The 20,522-nt window shown below is 61.2% G+C and carries 17 protein-coding genes; 10 read left to right on the top strand and 7 right to left on the bottom strand.

Going from position 1 to position 20,522, the window contains the following annotated elements; all coding sequences use genetic code 11:
• The first annotated feature begins 68 nt into the window (after window positions 1-68).
• Both olsB and LOY70_RS07060 read left to right on the top strand, forming a co-directional pair.
• Window positions 69-824, top strand: a complete 756-nt coding sequence (gene olsB, locus LOY70_RS07065; RefSeq protein WP_123342349.1) for an L-ornithine N(alpha)-acyltransferase — start codon at window positions 69-71, stop codon at window positions 822-824.
• Window positions 824-1,618 (top strand): lysophospholipid acyltransferase family protein, encoded by a 795-nt coding sequence (locus LOY70_RS07060; protein WP_265034965.1) that lies wholly within the window; start codon window positions 824-826, stop codon window positions 1,616-1,618. Before olsB ends, LOY70_RS07060 begins: the two co-directional genes overlap by 1 nt.
• Before the next feature lie 115 nt (window positions 1,619-1,733).
• Here the strand turns inward: LOY70_RS07060 and LOY70_RS07055 are convergent, their stop codons facing one another.
• Window positions 1,734-2,318, bottom strand: coding sequence for an ACP phosphodiesterase (locus LOY70_RS07055; RefSeq protein WP_265034963.1), 585 nt, complete (start codon window positions 2,316-2,318; stop codon window positions 1,734-1,736).
• A 167-nt stretch (window positions 2,319-2,485) separates the two neighbouring features.
• Here LOY70_RS07055 and LOY70_RS07050 point away from each other — a divergent pair, with 167 nt between their 5' ends.
• The 4 genes from LOY70_RS07050 (at window position 2,486) to LOY70_RS07035 (ending at window position 5,905) form a co-directional block, all read left to right on the top strand.
• Window positions 2,486-2,788, top strand: a complete 303-nt coding sequence (locus tag LOY70_RS07050; RefSeq protein ID WP_123342352.1) for an ArsR/SmtB family transcription factor — start codon at window positions 2,486-2,488, stop codon at window positions 2,786-2,788.
• 17 nt (window positions 2,789-2,805) lie between these two features.
• The gene (locus LOY70_RS07045) at window positions 2,806-3,972 is read left to right on the top strand and encodes an MFS transporter (RefSeq protein WP_265034962.1); all 1,167 of its coding nucleotides are present in this window, start codon (window positions 2,806-2,808) and stop codon (window positions 3,970-3,972) included.
• 38 nt (window positions 3,973-4,010) lie between these two features.
• Window positions 4,011-5,060, top strand: a complete 1,050-nt coding sequence (locus LOY70_RS07040; protein ID WP_265034960.1) for an alkene reductase — start codon at window positions 4,011-4,013, stop codon at window positions 5,058-5,060.
• 338 nt (window positions 5,061-5,398) lie between these two features.
• Window positions 5,399-5,905: a hypothetical protein gene (locus tag LOY70_RS07035; RefSeq protein ID WP_265034958.1), complete on the top strand. Its 507-nt coding sequence runs from the start codon at window positions 5,399-5,401 to the stop codon at window positions 5,903-5,905.
• 206 nt (window positions 5,906-6,111) lie between these two features.
• On the opposite strand, the gene LOY70_RS07030 is transcribed toward LOY70_RS07035, so the two are convergent.
• Window positions 6,112-6,744 (bottom strand): TetR family transcriptional regulator, encoded by a 633-nt coding sequence (locus LOY70_RS07030; protein ID WP_123342356.1) that lies wholly within the window; start codon window positions 6,742-6,744, stop codon window positions 6,112-6,114.
• 263 nt (window positions 6,745-7,007) lie between these two features.
• Here LOY70_RS07030 and LOY70_RS07025 point away from each other — a divergent pair, with 263 nt between their 5' ends.
• Genes LOY70_RS07025 through adeC form a run of 3 tightly spaced genes read left to right on the top strand, consistent with a single transcriptional unit; the run spans window position 7,008 to window position 12,787 of the window.
• Window positions 7,008-8,165, top strand: coding sequence for an efflux RND transporter periplasmic adaptor subunit (locus LOY70_RS07025; protein WP_265034954.1), 1,158 nt, complete (start codon window positions 7,008-7,010; stop codon window positions 8,163-8,165).
• Between the two features lie 3 nt (window positions 8,166-8,168).
• A complete protein-coding gene (emhB, locus tag LOY70_RS07020; protein WP_265034953.1) occupies window positions 8,169-11,333 on the top strand; it encodes an efflux RND transporter permease subunit EmhB in 3,165 nt (1,054 codons plus the stop codon).
• A complete protein-coding gene (adeC, locus tag LOY70_RS07015; RefSeq protein ID WP_265034951.1) occupies window positions 11,330-12,787 on the top strand; it encodes an AdeC/AdeK/OprM family multidrug efflux complex outer membrane factor in 1,458 nt (485 codons plus the stop codon). Before emhB ends, adeC begins: the two co-directional genes overlap by 4 nt.
• A 75-nt stretch (window positions 12,788-12,862) precedes the next feature.
• Here adeC and LOY70_RS07010 read toward each other — a convergent pair whose 3' ends face one another.
• Both LOY70_RS07010 and LOY70_RS07005 read right to left on the bottom strand, forming a co-directional pair.
• The gene (locus LOY70_RS07010) at window positions 12,863-13,213 is read right to left on the bottom strand and encodes a DUF6124 family protein (RefSeq protein WP_265034949.1); all 351 of its coding nucleotides are present in this window, start codon (window positions 13,211-13,213) and stop codon (window positions 12,863-12,865) included.
• 1,035 nt (window positions 13,214-14,248) lie between these two features.
• On the bottom strand, window positions 14,249-15,550 hold the full coding sequence (locus tag LOY70_RS07005; protein ID WP_265037986.1) for an IS4 family transposase: 1,302 nt from the start codon (window positions 15,548-15,550) through the stop codon (window positions 14,249-14,251).
• A 414-nt stretch (window positions 15,551-15,964) separates the two neighbouring features.
• Between LOY70_RS07005 and LOY70_RS07000 the strand changes: the two genes are divergently transcribed.
• Window positions 15,965-17,218, top strand: a complete 1,254-nt coding sequence (locus LOY70_RS07000) for an OprD family porin (protein ID WP_265034947.1) — start codon at window positions 15,965-15,967, stop codon at window positions 17,216-17,218.
• A 633-nt stretch (window positions 17,219-17,851) separates the two neighbouring features.
• Here LOY70_RS07000 and pcaC read toward each other — a convergent pair.
• From pcaC to LOY70_RS06985, 3 genes are read right to left on the bottom strand one after another with little or no spacing between them, the layout of a single operon-like run.
• Window positions 17,852-18,244: a 4-carboxymuconolactone decarboxylase gene (pcaC, locus tag LOY70_RS06995; RefSeq protein ID WP_014336968.1), complete on the bottom strand. Its 393-nt coding sequence runs from the start codon at window positions 18,242-18,244 to the stop codon at window positions 17,852-17,854.
• 10 nt (window positions 18,245-18,254) lie between these two features.
• Entirely contained in the window at window positions 18,255-19,070 is an 816-nt protein-coding gene (pcaD, locus tag LOY70_RS06990; RefSeq protein ID WP_265034940.1) for a 3-oxoadipate enol-lactonase, read from the bottom strand.
• 12 nt (window positions 19,071-19,082) lie between these two features.
• On the bottom strand, window positions 19,083-20,447 hold the full coding sequence (locus tag LOY70_RS06985) for a 3-carboxy-cis,cis-muconate cycloisomerase (RefSeq protein WP_265034938.1): 1,365 nt from the start codon (window positions 20,445-20,447) through the stop codon (window positions 19,083-19,085).
• Window positions 20,448-20,522: the final 75 nt, after the last annotated feature.

Raw genomic sequence — 20,522 nt, 5'->3', positions numbered from 1 at the left:
TTTGCACAACATGGCCGCATAAAGAAAGTCGATTGGCTGCAACTGAACAGCCCGTACGGAGATTCGCTATGACCCAGATCGCCCGCATCAGCGACACCGGCAATGACCGCCGCCTGCAAGCCGAACGCCTGATCGGCGCCAACGCTCTGCAAGAAGCCCAGGCCCTGCGCTTCAACGTCTTCAGCGGCGAATTCAACGCCAAGCTCAAAGGCGCGGAAGTGGGCCTGGACATGGATGATTACGATGTTCACTGCGCCCACATCGGCGTACGCGACCTGAACACTGGCCGTCTCGTGGCCACCACGCGCCTGCTCGACCATCAGGCCGCCAGCAGCCTGGGCCGGTTCTACAGCGAAGAAGAATTCAACCTCAACGGTCTGGTCCACCTTAAAGGGCCCATCCTGGAAATCGGCCGCACCTGCGTCGACCCGGCCTACCGCAACGGCGGCACCATCGCGGTGCTCTGGGGCGAGCTGGCCGAAGTGCTGAACGAAGGCGGCTACAGCTACCTGATGGGCTGCGCGAGCATTCCAATGCAGGATGGCGGTATCCAGGCCCAGGCGATCATGCAGCGCCTGCGCGAGCGCTACCTGTGCACAGAACACCTGCAAGCCGTGCCGAAAAAACCGCTGCCCGCCCTGGACGTGCCGTCCAACGTCATCGCCGAAATGCCGCCGTTGCTCAAGGCCTACATGCGCCTGGGCGCGAAGATCTGCGGCGAGCCGTGCTGGGACGAAGACTTCCAGGTGGCCGACGTGTTCATCCTGCTCAAGCGCGACGAACTTTGCCCGCGCTATGCCCGCCACTTCAAGGCAGCGGTCTGATGGGCCGGTTGCGGGTGTACGCGCGGATTGCGCGAGTGCTGCTGGTGGTGGCGCTGGGCTTGAGCATGGCTGGCCTGTTCGGTCTGTTCGAACGCCTCGGGGTTGCCAACTCCATGGTCCGCCGCCAACGCTGGTCGCGGTTCTTCATGGCGCGGTTGAGCCGTGCCCTGCCCTTTTCCGTGACCGTCCACGGCCAGCTGCCGCAACGGCCGATGCTGTGGGTCAGCAACCACGTGTCCTGGACCGACATCCCGCTGCTGGGCATGCTCACGCCGATGTCATTCCTGTCCAAGGCCGAAGTGCGCACCTGGCCGGTGGCCGGATGGCTGGCCGCCAAGGCCGGCAGCCTGTTTATCCGGCGTGGCTCGGGTGACAGCCAGTTGATCCGCAAACAGATGAGCCGCCACCTGGAACAGGCCCATCCGCTGTTGATGTTCCCCGAAGGAACCACCACCGATGGCCGCTCCTTGCGGACTTTCCATGGTCGCTTGTTATCCGCCGCCATCGATGCCGATGTGGCGTTGCAACCGGTGGCGATTCGTTACCTGCGCGACGGTGAGCCGGATTCGCTGGCACCGTTCATTGGCGATGATGACTTGCTATCACACCTGATGCGCTTGTTTGCCCATGATCGCGGCGACGTGCACATCCACCTGCTGCAACCCATCGCCTGCCACGGCCAGGAGCGCGCGGCGCTGGCGTTCCAGGCGCAACAGGCGGTGCACAAGGCATTGTTCGGCGCGATCCCCGAGAAGCAGCAAGCGCCGATGCGGCCGGCGGCGATTGCGGCCTGACCCGGATGTCTGCGCAGCCCCTGTGGGAGCGAGCTTGCTCGCGATAGCGGCTTGACATTCAGCAGATGAGCTGACTGATACACCGCTATCGCGAGCAAGCTCGCTCCCACAATAATTAGACCTGCGGCGTGGTTTGATTCAGCGCAAAATCCTGCAACTGCGGATAGAACAGCCGGAAATCTTCGCTCAACGGCTCATAGAGCTCGATCAACTCCCGCATCGCCCCCGCCAGTTCCTCCGGCCGCGACAGGCGCCGGGAAATACCGCGCAGTACCTGCCCCAGCACCTCGAACTCCCGATAAGACCCCAGCCAGTCATCCGCCGCCATGTACGGCGCGATCTGCGCCAAACGCCCCGGCAGTTGGGGTTCGGTGCTGAGTACCTGGTACACACGAGACGTGAAATCCACCAACGGCCCTTCACCGTACAGCGTCCAGTCCCGAGCCAGGCAGTGGTCGAAGAACACGTCGAGCACGATCCCGGCATACCGTCGCCGTACCGTGGAAAAACGCGACAGGGCGATGTCCACCAAGGGATGGCGGTCGGTGTACATGTCGATGCGCCGATGCAGGGCAATCGCCGCTTCGATCTGCGGATCGTACAGCCCTTGCAGCGGCCCCTTGACGAAGTCGCCGTAGAGGCTGCCGAGCAGTTGTTCCCGGCCAGGGCCGCCGAGGTGCAGGTGCGCGAGATAATTCATGGCCCGCAGCTTAGCACCGTCGAGTCAATATCGTTATAACCCGATATAGCGATTTATTCGGCATCCAGATCAAATCCATATTTGTATATCGCGAAATAACGATTTAAAGTTCGCCTCATCGCGATATAGCGTTTTATCCATTGCAAGCCCATCACGAGCTGCCACTCATGCCCCTTGACCTCGACGAAATAATAAAAGCCCTGGCACACCCAGTACGGCGAGACATCCTCAACTGGCTGAAAGACCCCAAGCTCCAGTTCCCCGAACAGTTGCACAACCACGAGTTCGGCATTTGCGCCGGGCAGATCGACCAGCGTTGCGGCCTGTCGCAGTCCACGGTTTCCGCCCACCTGGCGGTGTTGCAACGGGCGGGACTGATCACCAGCCAGAAGGTCGGTCAATGGCATTTCTTCAAACGCAACGAGGAAGTGATCCAGCAATTCCTCACGCAAATGAGCCAAGAGCTCTGATCTGACAAGGACCCGACATGCCTCTCTCACTCCTCATCCTGGCCCTGAGCGCCTTCGCCATCGGCACCACCGAGTTCGTCATCATGGGCCTGTTGCCTGAAGTGGCGGCCGACCTCGGTGTGTCGATCCCCGGTGCCGGTTGGCTGGTGACCGGCTATGCCCTGGGCGTGGCCATCGGTGCGCCGTTCATGGCACTGGCCACCGCACGGCTGCCACGCAAGGCCGCCCTGGTGGCGCTGATGGGGATTTTCATCGTCGGCAACCTGCTCTGTGCCATCGCCAGCGACTACAACGTGTTGATGTTCGCCCGAGTGGTCACTGCCCTGTGCCACGGCGCGTTCTTCGGCATCGGTTCGGTGGTGGCCGCCGGCCTGGTGGCGCCCAACAAGCGTGCTTCGGCCGTGGCCCTGATGTTCACCGGCCTGACCCTGGCCAACGTGCTCGGCGTTCCGCTGGGCACCGCGTTGGGCCAGGAAGCGGGCTGGCGCTCGACCTTCTGGGCCGTGACCGTCATCGGTGTGATTGCCCTGATCGGCCTGATCCGCTTCCTGCCGGCCAAGCGCGATGAAGAAAAACTCGACATGCGCTCGGAACTGGTCGCCCTCAAGGGCGCCGGCCTGTGGTTGTCCCTGAGCATGACCGCGCTGTTCTCCGCCTCGGTATTCACCCTGTTCACCTACGTCGCCCCGCTGCTGGGCGAAGTCACCGGCGTATCGCCCCGTGGCGTGACCTGGACCCTGGTGCTGATCGGCCTGGGCCTGACCCTGGGCAACATCATCGGCGGCAAACTGGCGGACAAGAGCCTGGCGAACACACTGATGGGCGTCCTCCTCACCATGGCCGTGGTGTCCACCGTGTTGAGCTGGACCAGCGTGGCGCTGATCCCGACCGAAATCACCCTGTTCCTCTGGGCCACCGCCTGCTTCGCCGCCGTGCCGGCCCTGCAAGTCAACGTGGTGACCTTCGGCAAAGCCGCGCCGAACCTGGTGTCCACCCTGAACATCGGCGCCTTCAACATCGGCAACGCCTTGGGCGCCTGGGTCGGTGGCAGCGTCATCGACCATGGCCTGGGCCTGACTTCCGTGCCCCTGGCCGCCGGCGCGCTGGCCGTGCTGGCGCTGCTGCTCACCCTTATCACCTTCCGCCAGGGCGGCAATGCCGAACTGGCTCCGGCAACTCACTGACTTTTAACCACTCCCCGATTCTGACGAGGTTGTAATTCATGACGACTATTTTCGATCCGATCAAACTTGGCGACATCGAGCTGAAAAACCGCATCATCATGGCCCCACTCACCCGCTGCCGCGCCGACGCGGGCCGCGTGCCTAACGCGCTGATGGCCGAGTACTACGTGCAACGCGCCTCCGCCGGCCTGATCCTCAGCGAAGCGACCTCTGTCACGCCGATGGGCGTCGGCTACCCGGACACCCCGGGCATCTGGTCCAACGACCAGGTACGCGGCTGGAGCAACGTGACCAAGGCGATCCACGGCGCCGGCGGCAAGATCTTCCTGCAACTGTGGCATGTGGGCCGGATCTCGCATCCGTCGTACCTGAACGGTGAAGCCCCGGTGGCACCGAGCGCTATCCAGCCCAAAGGCCATGTCAGCCTGGTGCGTCCGCTGGCCGATTACCCGACGCCGCGCGCCCTGGAAACCGCTGAGATCGCCGACATCGTCGATGCCTACCGCGTAGGTGCCGAGAACGCCAAGGCCGCCGGTTTCGACGGCGTGGAAATCCACGGCGCCAACGGCTACCTGCTCGACCAGTTCCTGCAAAGCAGCACCAACCAGCGTACCGACCAGTACGGCGGTTCCCTGGAAAACCGTGCTCGCCTGCTGCTGGAAGTGACCGATGCGGTTATCGAAGTCTGGGGCGCCGGCCGGGTTGGCATGCACCTGGCGCCACGCGCCGACTCCCATGACATGGGCGATGAGAACCGTCTGGAAACCTTCAGCTACGTGGCCCGCGAGCTGGGCAAGCGCGGCATCGCCTTCATCTGCTCCCGCGAGAAGGAGGGTGACGACAGCATTGGCCCGCAACTCAAGCAAGCCTTTGGCGGCCCGTACATCGCCAACGAACGCTTCACCAAGGACAGCGCCAATGCCTGGCTGGCCGAAGGCAAGGCCGATGCCGTCGCCTTTGGCGTGCCGTTCATTGCCAACCCGGACCTGCCGGCACGTTTGAAAGCCGATGCACCGCTGAACGAGCCTCATCCGGAAACGTTCTATGGGAAAGGCCCAGTGGGTTATATCGACTACCCGGTGATGTAAGTTAGAAAACCAGGCTTTACCCCAAAAGCCCCGACTCGAAAGAGCCGGGGCTTTTTTTATACCCGCCCACCTCAAACCCAAACTAACCAGCAACAACCGAAACATCAAATAACAAGACAACAAGCAGTCACTATGGATTCAAGCATTCAACAACGCTAATAATAAAGCCCGAGCCACTTATTAATCAGCCAATGGATTGACGCCTATACATTCATAACTACCAACCTATTAAAACTCCGATAAAGAGTTCAACAGACAATACCTTCAACCAACACCAGATAACACACAACCAATACATATGTGGGCTTTAGCGAGCCTGTAAGAAGAGATGCATCACTATGAACATTCTGAAAAGTTTCACCCTTGCCCTGCTAATCGGACCGGCGATGGTTGCCAGCAGCCAGGCCAATACCGGGGTTACCGTGGAGATCACCAATAACACCTCCCGTACTCTGAACATGGTCAACATGGTCACCGACCCGGCACCGCCAGCGGACTTATCCTTGAGCGGTTACGACGTTTCCCCCAAGTCCATTCGAAATATCCATTTCGTCAATAAAAGAAAATACACTTACCCCTCTTCTGACTGGCAACCCAGCCTGAGGAAAGTCAAACCGATTGAAATACTGCTCTCGTATCAAATGGACGGGGCCGATTTCGGCTGCCAAGTACAAACCCGATTCGAAGCGCCTATTGGTTTTGGCGTTCTCGAGCCTCGTTATCGACCAGACTGGAAAAGCAGGACGGCCTACACCGGCAATGGCGAATATACTTGTCGCTCGGAAGTTTCCCAGAAGATGCTGGAGCCACCGTTCAGTTATACCGTCCGCCTTATTGTCGAGTAGTTTAATGGACAGCGGCGGATCGCCCCGCACAGGCGCCGGCATGGCTCTTATACATAAATCTGCCATGGTGACCCTGCACGATTAACGACTTGCGCGCTGTCGACGGGCCAACGATTTGCTCCATGAACGACCCCGCCGGGATCCAGGCCCGGCGGGGTTTTTCCGATCAGCTATTGACACAAACCGACGCAATTACGCATTTTGTTTCATTTGCGCAGACTGGGGCTCAGGCGCAGCATATCCAGCCCGATGTCTACCCAGCGCTCAGCCTCACCGGCCAACGCGAAACTGTCGGGAGCCAGCAGCCATTGGTAGAGAATGCCGTCGATGTAGGCGTGGATGGCAATCGCCGCCCTTTCGGGGTCCAAGTCATCGGGCAATTGACCGCGCTTTATCGCATTGCTCAACGACAGCACAATCCGCACATTGCAGTCGAGACTGACCTGGCGCCGCTGCTGGCGTAAATCGCACATTTCATCGGTGAATTCGCACTTATGGAACAGAATTTCATTAATGCGTCGGGTCTTCGGATCCAGGGCAACCTGCTGAAACAATTGCACCAGCAGCTTGCGAGTACAGCCCAGCGGGTCAAGCTCCTCTTCATTCTCACTGGCGCGGGCCAAGTCATCGAGCGGTTCATGCAAGGTATCGAGCATGGCCTGGAGCAGGTCCGCCTTATTGCTGAAATGCCAATAGATGGCGCCGCGCGTCACACCGGCCAGCGTCGCGATATCGGCCAGCGTCGTGCGAGCCACGCCTCGCTCGAAAAAGGCTTTTTCGGCCGCTTCAAGTATCTGGCTGCGAGTCTCCAGGGCTTCCTCTTTGGTACGACGGACCATGGCAGTAAACACCTCAATCAGGATGCATCAGCAATGCGTATGGATCAGCTGAACAAATATGAGGCGGCGTTTCTCACAACGCGTCCCCGTCCTACGAATGCCTTTGTCAGGCTTTTGTAAATACGGATGGTACGCAATTTGGCTGTTTACAAACAACCATGTACGTAAGTATATTTCTTAGCATCCTACTAATTGCTTATCTCGCTCTTTCGACCTTCCACTTTTCGAGTGCGCCTGTTGCGCGCCTGGACCCGAGGATTTCCATGCAATTCAAGCCAGCTGTTACCGCTCTGGTTACTGCCATCGCCCTGGCATCGCTGCTCAGCGGATGCAAGAAGGAAGAGGCGGCGCCTCCGCCCCCCACCCCTCAGGTCGGCGTCGTAACCCTAAAGGCCCAGCCTTTCACCCTGACGTCAGAGCTCCCGGGCCGCACCAGTGCGTTCCGCGTTGCGGAAGTTCGTCCGCAGGTCAACGGCATCATCCTCAAGCGCCTGTTCAAGGAAGGCGCTGACGTCAAGGCCGGCCAGCAGCTGTACCAAATCGATCCAGCCGTGTACGAAGCGACCCTGAAAAGCGCCGAGGCCAACCTGCGGTCGACCAAGTCGATTGCCGATCGCTACAAGCAATTGGTGGACGAACAAGCCGTCAGCCGCCAGGAGTACGACACCGCCGTGGCCAATCGCCTGGAGTCGGAAGCCAACCTGCAGACCGCCCAGATCAACGTGCGCTACACCAAGGTCTACGCGCCCATCTCCGGCCGTATCGGTCGCTCCTCGGTCACCGAAGGCGCGCTGGTGAGCAATGGCCAGGCCGACGCCCTGGCGACTATCCAGCAATTGGACCCTATATACGTCGACGTGACGCAAAGCTCGGTTGAACTGCTGCAACTGCGTCGTGAGCTGGAAAGTGGCCGCTTGCAGAAGGCTGGTGACAACGCCGCCATGGTCAAGCTGACCCTGGAAGACGGCAGCCAGTACCCACATGAAGGCAAGCTGGAGTTCTCGGAAGTGTCGGTCGACCAGACCACCGGCTCCGTGACCTTGCGCGCCGTGTTCCCCAACCCGGACCACACCCTGCTGCCGGGCATGTTCGTCCACGCCCAATTGCAGGCCGGTGTGAACAGCGCGGCGATCCTGGCACCGCAACAAGGCGTGACCCGTGACCTCAAGGGCGCGCCAACCGCGCTGGTGGTGGGTGCGGACAACAAGGTCGAGCTGCGTCAACTCAAGGCCAGCCGCACCGTCGGCAGCCAGTGGCTGATCGAAGACGGGCTCAAGGCCGGTGATCGCCTGATTACCGAAGGGTTGCAATACGTACGGCCAGGCGTGGAAGTCAAAGCCACTGAAGCCACTAACGTTGGCGCGAAGAACCCGGCCCCCGCCCAGGCAGCTGATAAAGCCGCCGGCGGCAAAGGGGAGTAAACCATGTCGAAATTTTTTATCGACCGTCCGATTTTCGCCTGGGTGATCGCCCTGGTGATCATGCTGGTCGGGGCTTTATCGATCCTCAAATTGCCGATCAACCAGTACCCGAGCATCGCGCCACCGGCCATCGCCATCCAGGTGACCTACCCGGGTGCGTCCGCGCAAACCGTACAGGACACCGTGGTGCAGGTCATCGAGCAGCAGCTCAACGGTATCGACAACCTGCGTTATGTGTCCTCGGAAAGTAACTCCGACGGCAGCATGACCATCACCGCGACTTTCGAGCAGGGCACCAACTCCGATACCGCCCAGGTCCAGGTCCAGAACAAACTGAACCTCGCCACTCCATTGCTGCCGCAAGAAGTGCAGCAACAGGGCATCCGCGTCACCAAGTCAGTGCGCAACTTCCTGATGGTGATCGGCGTGGTGTCGCGCGATGGCAGCATGACCCGTGAGGACTTGTCCAACTACATCGTGTCCAACATGCAGGACCCGATCTCGCGCACCGCTGGTGTCGGTGACTTCCAGGTCTTCGGCGCCCAGTACGCCATGCGGATCTGGCTCGACCCGGCCAAGCTGAACAACTTCAACCTGACCCCGGTGGACGTGAGCAACGCCATTTCCGCGCAGAACGTCCAGATTGCGTCCGGCCAACTCGGTGGCCTGCCTGCCCGGCCTGGTCAACAACTGAACGCCACCATCATCGGCAAGACCCGCTTGCAAACCGCCGAGCAGTTCAAGGCGATTTTGCTCAAGGTCAACCCGGACGGCTCGCAAGTGCGCGTCGGCGACGTGGCGGATGTTGGCCTGGGCGGTGAGAGCTACGCCATCAATGCCCAGTTCAACGGCGCCCCGGCCTCCGGCCTGGCGGTGCGACTGGCCACCGGCGCCAACGCCCTCGACACGGCCAAGGCCCTGCGCCAGACCGTGGAAAACCTCAAGCCGTTCTTCCCGCAAGGCCTGGAAGTGGTGTTCCCCTATGACACCACGCCGGTGGTGAGCGAGTCGATCAAGGGCGTGGTTGAAACCCTGGCCGAAGCGGTCGTGCTGGTGTTCCTGGTGATGTTCCTGTTCCTGCAGAACTTCCGCGCCACCATCATCACCACGATGACCGTGCCGGTGGTGCTGCTGGGTACCTTCGGGATCCTCGCGGCGTTCGGTTTCAGCATCAACACCCTGACCATGTTCGGCATGGTGCTGGCCATCGGGTTGCTGGTGGACGACGCCATCGTCGTGGTGGAGAACGTCGAACGGGTGATGAGCGAAGAAGGCCTGTCGCCCAAGGAAGCCACCAAGAAATCCATGGGCCAGATCCAGGGGGCCCTGGTGGGTATCGCCCTGGTGCTCTCGGCGGTACTGCTGCCGATGGCGTTCTTCGGCGGCTCCACCGGCGTGATCTACAAACAGTTCTCCATCACCATCGTCTCGGCCATGGCCTTGTCGGTATTGGTGGCCTTGATCTTCACCCCGGCCCTGTGCGCCACCATGCTCAAACCCATCCCCAAGGGTGAGCACGGCACGCCGAAACGCGGCTTCTTCGGCTGGTTCAACCGCACCTTCGACCGCGGCGTAAGAAGCTACGAGCGCGGCGTGGGCAACATGCTCAAGCACAAGGCCCCGTACCTGCTCGCCTATGTGATCATCGTGGTCGGCATGGTCTGGCTGTTCACCCGTATCCCGACGGCATTCCTGCCGGAAGAAGACCAGGGCGTGCTGTTTGCCCAGGTACAGACACCGGCCGGCTCCAGCGCCGAGCGTACCCAGGTGGTGGTGGACAATATGCGCGAGTTCCTGCTGCGTCCAAGCAAGGATGGAGGTGAAGGCGATGGCGTGGCCTCGGTGTTCACCGTGACCGGCTTCAACTTCGCCGGTCGCGGCCAAAGCTCCGGCCTGGCGTTCATCATGCTCAAGCCGTGGGAAGAGCGTAACGCTGACAACACCGTGTTCAAAATCGCGGGCCGCGCCCAGCAACATTTCTTCACCTTCCGCGACGCCATGGTGTTCGCCTTCGCTCCGCCAGCGGTGATGGAGTTGGGTAACGCCACCGGTTTCGACGTGTTCCTGCAGGACCGTGCCGGCATCGGCCACGACAAGTTGATGGAAGCTCGCAACCAGTTCCTGGGCATGGCTTCCCAGAGCAAGGTCCTGTCTCAGGTGCGTCCGAACGGCCTGAACGACGAGCCGCAATACCAGTTGGAAATCGATGACGAGAAAGCCAGTGCGCTGGGCATTACCCTCTCGGACATCAACAACACACTGTCGATAGCCCTGGGCAGTAGCTACGTGAACGACTTCATCGACCGCGGTCGGGTGAAGCGGGTATACGTCCAAGGCCAGCCGAATGCTCGCATGAGCCCCGAAGACCTGAATAAGTGGTATGTGCGCAACAGCGCCGGGACCATGGTGCCGTTCACTGCGTTCGCCAAGGGTGAGTGGACCTATGGTTCGCCGAAACTGGCTCGATACAACGGCGTAGAGGCGATGGAAATCCTCGGTTCCCCGGCCCCAGGCTATTCCACCGGTGAAGCCATGGCCGAAGTCGAAGCCATCGCCAAGAAGCTGCCGGCCGGTGTGGGGATTTCCTGGACAGGCCTGTCCTACGAGGAACGCCTGTCGGGTTCCCAGGCACCTGCGTTGTACGCCTTGTCGCTGCTGATGGTATTCCTGTGCCTGGCGGCGCTGTATGAAAGCTGGTCGATTCCGATCGCAGTCATGCTCGTGGTGCCACTGGGGATCATTGGTGCCTTGATGGCCACCAGCCTGCGCGGTCTCTCCAACGACGTGTACTTCCAGGTGGGGCTGTTGACGACCATCGGCCTGGCGGCGAAAAACGCCATTCTGATCGTGGAATTCGCCAAGGAACTCCACGAACAGGGCCGAACGCTGATGGAAGCCGCCATCGAAGCCTGTAGGATGCGTCTGCGGCCGATTATCATGACGTCCCTGGCGTTCGTGCTCGGCGTGGTCCCGCTGGCGATCTCCACCGGCGCCGGCTCGGGCAGCCAGCACGCCATCGGTACCGGTGTGATCGGCGGTATGTTGACCGCTACGATCCTGGCAATCTTCTGGGTGCCATTGTTCTTTGTGACCGTGTCGTCGATAGGTCGCCGCAAAAATGCCGACCAGGACGATACTCCTGAAACTTCTAAAGAGGCTGGCCAATGAGCAAGTCGCTCCTTTCCCTGACCATCGCCGCCGTCGTGCTCAGCGGTTGCTCGCTGATTCCCGACTATCAGCGGCCCGACGCACCGGTCGCGGCGCAGTACCCGCAAGGCCCGGCCTACGAGTCCGCCAAGGCGCCCGGCCAGGCCGCCGCCGAGCAGGGCTGGAAGCAGTTTTTCCATGACCCGGCGTTGCAACAGCTGATTCAGGTGGCCCTGGAAAACAACCGTGACCTGCGCGTTGCGGCGCTGAACATCGATGCCTACGCCGCGCAATACCGCATCCAGCGCGCTGACCTGTTCCCGGCGGTTTCGGCCACCGGTTCCGGCAGTCGCCAGCGCGTGCCGGCCCGGGCTTCGCAAACCGGCGAAGCGGCCATCAGCAGTTCCTACTCGGCCACCCTGGGCATCAGTGCCTATGAGCTGGACTTGTTTGGTCGGGTTCGCAGCCTGAGCGAGCAAGCGCTGCAAAGCTATTTCGCCACCGAAGAAGCCCGCCGCAGCACCCAGATCAGCTTGGTGGCCAGCGTCGCCAACGCCTACCTGACCTGGCAGGCCGACAAGGAACTGCTCAAGCTGACCGAGGAAACCCTGGGGGCGTACGATCAAAGCCTTAAGCTGACCTCGCGCAGCGCTGAAGTTGGCGTGGCCTCGGCTCTGGACTTGAGCCAGGCGCGCACGGCAGTGGAAAACGCCCGTGTGCAACTGGCCCGCTACACCCGCCAGGTGGCCCAGGACGAAAACAGCCTGACCCTGCTGCTGGGCACCGGCCTGCCGGCCAACCTGAACCCGCAACCGCTGAGCGATGACCTGCTCAGCGAAGTGCCGGCCGGGCTGCCGTCGGACTTGCTGCAACGTCGTCCGGACATCCTCCAGGCCGAACGCAACCTGCTGGCCGCCAACGCCAACATCGGCGCCGCACGGGCCGCGTTCTTCCCGAGCATCAGCCTGACGGCCAATGCCGGCACCTTGAGCCCGGACCTGTCCGGCCTGTTCAAGGGCGGCTCGGGCACCTGGACCTTCGCCCCCCAGATCAACCTGCCGATTTTCAACGCCGGCAGCCTGCGGGCGAGCCTGGATTACGCCAAGATCCAGAAAGACATCAACGTCGCCAATTACGAGAAGTCGATTCAGACCGCGTTCCAGGAAGTCTCCGACGGCCTGGCTGCACGCCGGACCTACAATGAACAGTTGCAGGCCCAGACCGCTTTCGTCGCCGCCAACCAGGACTACTACCGCCTGGCCGAGCGTCGCTACCGCATCGGCGTCGACAGCAACCTGACCTTCCTCGACGCCCAGCGCCAGTTGTTCAGCGCCCAACAGTCGCTGATCACTGACCGCCTCTCGCAATTGACCAGCGAGGTCAACCTGTACAAGGCACTGGGTGGTGGCTGGAATGCCGAGACTGGCAAGAACGAGCCGGTGAAAGAAGAAGCACCTGCGACACGGTTGTTCTGATCGACGCTTGAACGCTAAACACGAAGCCCACCGAAAGGTGGGCTTTTTGTTTGTGCGTATTTAACAGCGACTGGGTTAACGAGGGTCGACGATATCCAGTGCTCGATGGACCAACAACTCGCTCAATTCGATCATCTGCGCCACGCCCAAGGCGACATGCCGCCGTGAGCCTTCCAGCTCGAACGCCAGGTCGCTGACCATGGCATTGGCCGAGGCCAGGGTTTCGCTGAGGTTGGCCAGTAGGCACTCGGTGTCGATGGTATCGATGACGGTGAAGACTTGTGTTGATGTTTTGGATTTGGGATCAGGGTGGGTGCCCAGATGGTAATCGAGTGCTCGGTCTGCGGCCTCTTGGAGCTTTTCTGGATCGGGGTCGTTGTAGGGGAAAGTGCTCTCTGATGGCGAAGAAGGATGGTGTTTTTTCATAACGGCGCTCCTGCATCAATTGAAGCCCGAGACGTGGGTCCGGACGCTGGCGCCTAACGAATTCGGCGGGCTTGCAGTCCCGGTCGCTGGATTGGCAGCGACCCAAACAAGCTAGAGACTCCGCTTCCGAGCAGCAACCTTAAAACCTCGTCGGAAAAATCGCCGCGTCTGTCAGACCGGCCACAAATCTTGTGGGAGCGAGCTTGCTCGCGATGGCGGCCTGTCAGCTGGCTTTGCTCTTGTTGACTGGGTACATATCCGTTTTCGTGGTAACGGCTACTTATGGTTTCGCCCTTACGGCGACTCACTTTCGAAAAGCGCGAAAGTAAGCAAAGCGCTCCTGCCCCACCACTCGGTGCCTCGCCTAGGCTCGGCATGCCTGAACGAAGGCATTGCTCCGTGGGCCGCCGCGAAGGGCCATCCATGGCCCAGCGCGGCTAACCCGGCATCCATGCCGGGTTGCCCACTGCGCAATACCTTCGTTCAGCCAGCGTGGTTAACGGGGCGCCGAGATCAACGTCCACCGCGAGGCGGCCTAGTAGCCGACCTGGTTCTTGGTGGGACCGCGTTTTCCCTGTGGGAGCGGGCTTGCTCGCGAAGAGGCCGGAGCATTCAACATCTCCAACGACTGTGCCATCGTCTTCGCGAGCAAGCTCGCTTCCACATTGGATCGTAGTCCAGATGCCAGAATCAGGTCGGCTGTAAGGCCGCCTTCGCGAACAAGCTTTTGCTCCCACAGGTCTGATGGGTGTACGACCGGAAGAGTCAGGCCGGCTCTAAGGCCGCCTCGCGTCGGACGTTGATCTCGGCGCCCCGTTAACCACGATGGCCGAACGCAGGCATTGTGGAGTGGGCATCCCGGCATGGATGCCGGGATAGCCGCGCTGGGCCATGGATGGCCCTTCGCGGCGGGCCCACGGAGCAATGCCGGAGAGAGGGTATGCCGAGCCTAGGCGAGGCACCAAGTGGTGGGGCAAAAGCGCTTTGCTTACTTTCGCGCTTTTCGAAAGTGAGTCGCCGTAAGGGCCAGCCCTTTCAAGGTCTTTTGGCTTTAGCTGCCTTGAGCACCCGATCCGTTGACACATGGGCATTCGCGGCTTTGCCTTCAAGCCACTCCTTTGCCTTGGGCACTTTCGGGCCTCGCTTGCTCTTGGCGACCGCTTTGGGCTGGATATTTCGAGCGAGTGCAAGCAGGTACTGAGTCAGTCCTGCAGCGGGGATCGGGATGCATAGATATTCTGGCAAGGCTATTTGCATCCCCTCGTAACCGCTGCGTACCTGTACCGTTAGGTGAAAAATCGATGCTTCCCAATCGTCGGGCAGGGTCTGGCGATGCGCCTGCTCAACGCTGCGTTTGAGCACGGCCAGAACGTTGTAAGCCAACACGGCCGACGCAAATCCCAGCAGGGCTGCTTTAGGGTTGCCCAAGGATTCGATTTCACTGTCCAACACCGCTTCCAGGCGCTGGAACATCCCTTCGATGCTCCAGCGACGGCGATACAAATCGGCGATTTGCTCAGCACTGATAGAGTCTGGCAAGTTGCTCCAGAACAGCAGCTTGATGTCGCCGGATTCGGTGGGATTTTGCAGGTTCAGTTCGACTCGCCGCCACTGGCGTCCACCTTTTACTTCGATGGTTTGCTCGCGCACGCTGCCTGCCGCGACCGCGACAGGCACCTGCCAGTCGCTTTCCTTAAGCAGGCGTGGATGTTTGCTCTGTTCGCGAATGATGAACGAGGCCCCGGTATCTTCGCAGGCCTCCATGACCGGGAGCGTGCAGTAGAGTCGATCGGCCATCCACAGTTGTCCCGCACAGGCCTTTTCCAGCAAGGGCAGCACGCTGACGCGCTCGCTGGCATAAGCATCTTCACAAGGCTGAAGATCAACGACCTGGTCCAGATCGGGGTCGTAAACCACAACGGAAAAACCAGGCCGGGCGGCGCCCCGTTCACGGCGCAAAGCGCCCAGACGCTTTTCGCTGGAAGGCAGGTGGTTACCGTCAACGACCCGTAGTTGCCAGCCAGGCAAAATAGCTGAGTGCCCCAGTTCTTTTATCGTTGGTACCAAGCGCTCTGCGCTGCCGGTGACCAGGGCGCGCAGTAGCGCAGGCTCTGTGCGGCTGACTTTGTCATACAGCGCCGCCAAGCTGACAGGAAGATCCTCCATCTGCCGCGCGGCGGCATGCAGCGAAGGTCGCAAGCCCAATGAAACAAGGGACATCAGTTCAACGATGGTTGAAAACAAAAGCTCACGTGGGTACTGCCGTTGACGGTGCTCTTCAAACACCTGATCGACCCATTCAGCAGGAACAGCTTGTTCCAATATCACTCTGGTCATGACACTGGCCGGTGTTTTTTTCTCAAACCGCGCTAGAACTTCTGCCCACACTGCTTTCGTCACCCTGACTGGTTTTGGGGGATTTTATCAAAGACCTTGAAAGGGCTGGCCGTAAGGGCGAAACCATAAGTGGCCGTTACCGCAGCAATGGATATGTACCCGGTCCATCCAACCAATTGTTTTGCTGTTCGATAATCGCCCAAAACCCGCAAACGGCAATTGAACCGATCCCGGGCCGCCCTTCACCATCCTTCGCACAAAACCAATAACAACAGGTTCGACGCCATGCCCCTACGCCCCGCCTCGCCCGGCTGATCCCCGATCGCCCTGACACCCCTGGCTCCACCCTTACCACCCGCACTTCAAAACGTGCGGCAACGACCCGCTTCGTCCACAAAAATAGAGACAACGCCCATGAAGCCCACACAGCACTTGTTCCCCAGCCTCATTGCCGTCGCCCTGACCAGTACCGCCCTACCCGCCCTGGCTGCGGAATCAGGGTTCGTCGAAGACGCCAAGGCCACGCTGAACTTGCGCAACTTCTACTTCAACCGCAACTTCACCAACCCGAACAACGCCCAGGGCAAGGCCGAAGAGTGGACCCAGAGTTTCATCCTCGACGCCAAGTCTGGCTTCACCCAGGGCGTGGTCGGTTTCGGTGTGGACGTGCTGGGCATGTACTCGGTGAAACTCGACGGCGGCCGTGGCACCGCAGGTACGCAGTTGTTGCCAGTGCATGACGACGGCCGCCCAGCCGATGACTTCAGCCGTTTGGGCGTGGCCCTGAAGGCCAAGGTGTCGAAGACCGAGTTGAAGGTCGGCGAATGGATGCCGGTGCTGCCGATCCTGCGCTCCGACGACGGTCGTTCCCTGCCGCAAACCTTCCGTGGCGGCCAGGTGACCTCCACCGAGATCAACGGCCTGAGCCTCTACGGCGGCCAGTTCCGTGGCAACAGCCCGCGCAATGACGCGAGCATGGAAGACATGTCGATGAACGGCCGCGGCGCGTTCACCTCCGACCGCTTCAACTTCGGCGGCGGCGAATATGCCTTCAACGAAAAACGCACCCAGGTCGGTGTGTGGTACGCGGAACTGTCCGACATCTACCAACAGCAGTATTTCAACCTGACCCACAGCCAGCCCATCGGCGACTGGACCCTGGGCGCCAACCTTGGCTACTTCATCGGCAAGGAAGACGGCAGCGCCCTGGCCGGCGACCTGGACAACAAAACCGCCTTCGCCATGCTCTCGGCCAAGTATGGCGGCAACACCTTCTATGTCGGCCTGCAAAAACTCAGCGGCGATGACGCCTGGATGCGCGTCAACGGCACCAGCGGCGGCACCCTGGCGAACGACAGCTACAACTCCAGCTACGACAACGCCAAGGAAAAATCCTGGCAACTGCGCCACGACTTCAACTTCGCCGCCGTCGGCGTGCCGGGCCTGACCCTGATGAACCGCTATATCAGCGGCGACAACGTGCACACCGCCACCGTCGACGATGGCAAGGAATGGGGTCGTGAAAGTGAGCTGGCCTACACCGTGCAGAGCGGCGCACTGAAGAGCCTGAATGTGAAGTGGCGTAACTCGACGATGCGTCGGGACTACAGCACCAATGAGTTCGATGAGAATCGGTTGATCGTCAGCTATCCGATCAGCTTGTTGTAAAGCCTGGATGCGGTGAGCCCGCTGAGATATTCGATGCTGTTCCATCGTTATCGCGAGCAAGCTCGCTCCCACAGGGGGACTGGCGGGGATCACATAATCTACGTTCGTCGCGGATCCAATGTGGGAGCGAGCTTGCTCGCGAAGACGGCGGCACAGTCAGCATCCTCGTCGACTGACCCACCGCTTTCGCGGGCAAGCTCGCTCCCACAGGGGGACTGGCGGGGATCACATAATCTACGTTCGCCGCGGATCCAATGTGGGAGCGAGCTTGCTCGCGAAGACGGCGGCACAGTCAGCATCCTCGTCGACTGACCCACCGCTTTCGCGGGCAAGCCCGCTCCCACAGGGGGACTGGCGGGGATCACATAATCTACGTTCGTCGCGGATCCAATGTGGGAGCGAGCTTGCTCGCGAAGACGGCGGCACAGTCAGCATCCTCGTCGACTGACCCACCGCTTTCGCGGGCAAGCCCGCTCCCACAGGGGACTGGCGGGGATCACATAATCTACGTTCGTCGCGGATCCAATGTGGGAGCGAGCTTGCTCGCGAAGACGGCGGCACAGTCAGCATCCTCGCCGACTGACCCACCGCTTTCGCGGGCAAGCCCGCTCCCACAGGGAATGAGATACGCCCTTAAGCCCGCGACTCGACGCCTAGTTCATCCCACACCGACTCAGCCAGATGAAAGGTAGCGTTCGCCGCCGGAATACCGCAGTAGATCGCACTCTGCATGATCACTTCCTTGATCTCGCTGCGGCTCACCCCATTGTTGGCGGCGGCGCGCAGGTGCAGCTTGAGTTCTTCGTTGCGGTTCATGCCGATCAGCATGGCGATGGTGATCAGGCTGCGGGTGTGGCGCGGCAGGCCCGGGCGAGTCCAGATGTCGCCCCAGGCATGGCGGGTGATCATCTCCTGGAATTCGCTGTTGAACTCGGTCAGGGCATTGAGGCTGCGGTCGACGTGGGCATCGCCCAGTACCGCGCGGCGCACTTGCATGCCTTCGTCGTAACGTTGTTTCTCGTCCACAAAAAACTCCTCAGGCGCGGCTGGAATCAAGCAGGAAATCCAGCACCCGCGCGCTGAACGCGGCGCCGGCCTGGACGTTGGACAGGTGCGCGGCATAGAACTCGGCGTACTCGGCCCCGCGGACCCGCTCCTGGATGAAGTGCCCGCCCGACGGCGGTGTCACCGCATCTTCAGTGCCGGCCACCACCAACAGCGGCACGCGGATCGACGACAGTTGCTCACGAAAATCGGCATCACGCACGGCCGCACAGTTGGCTGCGTAGCCCTGGGGCGAAGTGGCGGCGAGCATGTCGGTGATCTTCTTCACCTTCGCAGGTTGAGCCTCGGCAAAATCCGCGGTAAACCAGCGGGCGATCGAAGCATCCCGCAGCGCCACCATTGCCGCCTTGCCATCGCGCAGCACGGTTTCGATGCGCGGGTTCCACACCGACGGGTCGCCGATTTTGGCGGCGGTGTTGCACACCACCAGTTTGTGCAGGCGCTCGCCGGCATTGATCCCCAGCCACTGGCCGATCAACCCGCCCATGGACAACCCACAGAAATGCACTTTGTCGATGTTCAACTGATCGAGCATCGCCAGCACGTCGCGACCCAGCTGTTCGATGCTGTACGGCCCTTCCGTGACCAGCGACTGGCCATGGCCGCGCGTGTCGAAGCGCAGCACGCGAAAGTGTTCGCTGAAGGCCGCGACCTGCTCGTCCCACATGTGCAGGTCGGTGCCCAGGGAGTTGGAGAGCAGCAGCACCGGGGCGTCTTGCGACCCGTCCAGTCGCTGCTCATCAAAACAATAGTTCAGATCGCCCTCGGCGAGTTTGACGAATCCCACAACAATCTCCTTTCAGGCGTTCAAGGCAAGGTGTTCGGCCACGGCTCGGGCGACCCAGGTCTGGGCTTGTCCGAGGTAGTGCGCCGGGTCAAGTAGATGATCAAGCTCGGTCGGCGATAGCTGCGCGGTGACCTGGGGTTCGTCTCCCAGCACCTCGCGTAGATGTCGCTGTTCGGCCACGGCGCGCTTGCAGCATTGCTCCAGCAAATGATGCGCCGTGTCGCGCCCCACACGCTGGGCCAGGACAATGCTCACCGCTTCGGCCAACACCAGCCCTTGAGTCAGTTGCAGGTTGCGGGCCATGCGCGCCGCATCCACTTCCAGCCCTTCGGACAGCAGTCGCGCCTGTTGCAAGGCACCGGAGACCAGGCAGCAGATTTCCGGCAAGGTTTCCCACTCGGCGTGCCACAGGCCCAGGCTGCGCTCGTGCTCCTGGGGCATGGCGCTGAACAGCGTCGACACCAAACCGGGCACCCGCGTCGCCGCGCCGATCAACACCGCCGCGCCCACCGGGTTGCGCTTGTGGGGCATGGTGGACGAACCACCCTTGCCCGGCGCCGAAGGCTCGAACACTTCGCCGGCCTCGGTCTGCATCAACAGGCTGATATCGCGGCCCAGTTTGCCCAGGCTGCCGGCGATCAGGCCCAACACCGAGCCGAACTCCACCAGGCGATCGCGCTGGGTATGCCACGGCTGTTCCGGCAGGTTCAGTTGCAGTTCGGCGGCCAAGGCTTCGGCGATGGGCAAGGCGTGCTCCCCCAGGGCGGCGAGGGTTCCAGAAGCACCGCCGAATTGCAGCACCAGCAAGCGCGGCTTGAGTTCTTTCAAGCGCTGGCGACTGCGGGTGATCGCCCCCAGCCAACCAGCGATTTTCATCCCCAAGGTCACAGGCGTGGCGTGTTGCAACCAGGTGCGCCCGGCCAACGGTGTGGCGGCGTAGCGTTCGGCTTGTCGGGCCAGGATGGCGGCCAGTTGCGCCAGCTCGCCTTCGATCAGCCCCAATGCCTGGCGCAGTTGCAGCACCAGCCCGCTGTCCATCACGTCCTGGCTGGTGGCGCCCAGGTGCACGTAGCGCTCGGCTTCGCCATCCTCGGCGGCGATGCGCTTGCCCAACGCCTTGACCAGCGGGATAGCCGAATTGCCGGCACTGGCGATCGCTTCGCTCAACGCCGAAAAATCATAAAGCTCGGCGCGACAGGCCTTTTCGATCGACGCCACGGCACTTTGTGGAATCAACCCCACCCGCGCCTCGGCCCGGGCCAGGGCGGCTTCGACGTCCAGCATGGCCTGGACCCGGCCCGCATCGCAGAACACCTCGCGCATGTCGCGGGCGGTGAAGTAGGCATCGAACAGCTGATTGCCCGGTCGTTCGCTCATAAACAGTCCTTGGGAAGGTAGATGTCCTGAGGCTAGGAGATTGCTGTGGCGAGGGGATTTATCCCCGCTGGGCTG

The sequence above is a fragment of the Pseudomonas sp. B21-054 genome, from assembly GCF_026016345.1.
Classification (GTDB): Bacteria; Pseudomonadota; Gammaproteobacteria; order Pseudomonadales; family Pseudomonadaceae; genus Aquipseudomonas.
The sequence above is the reverse complement of the archived record's forward strand: the minus strand, read 5'-3'. Positions and strand labels throughout refer to the sequence as shown.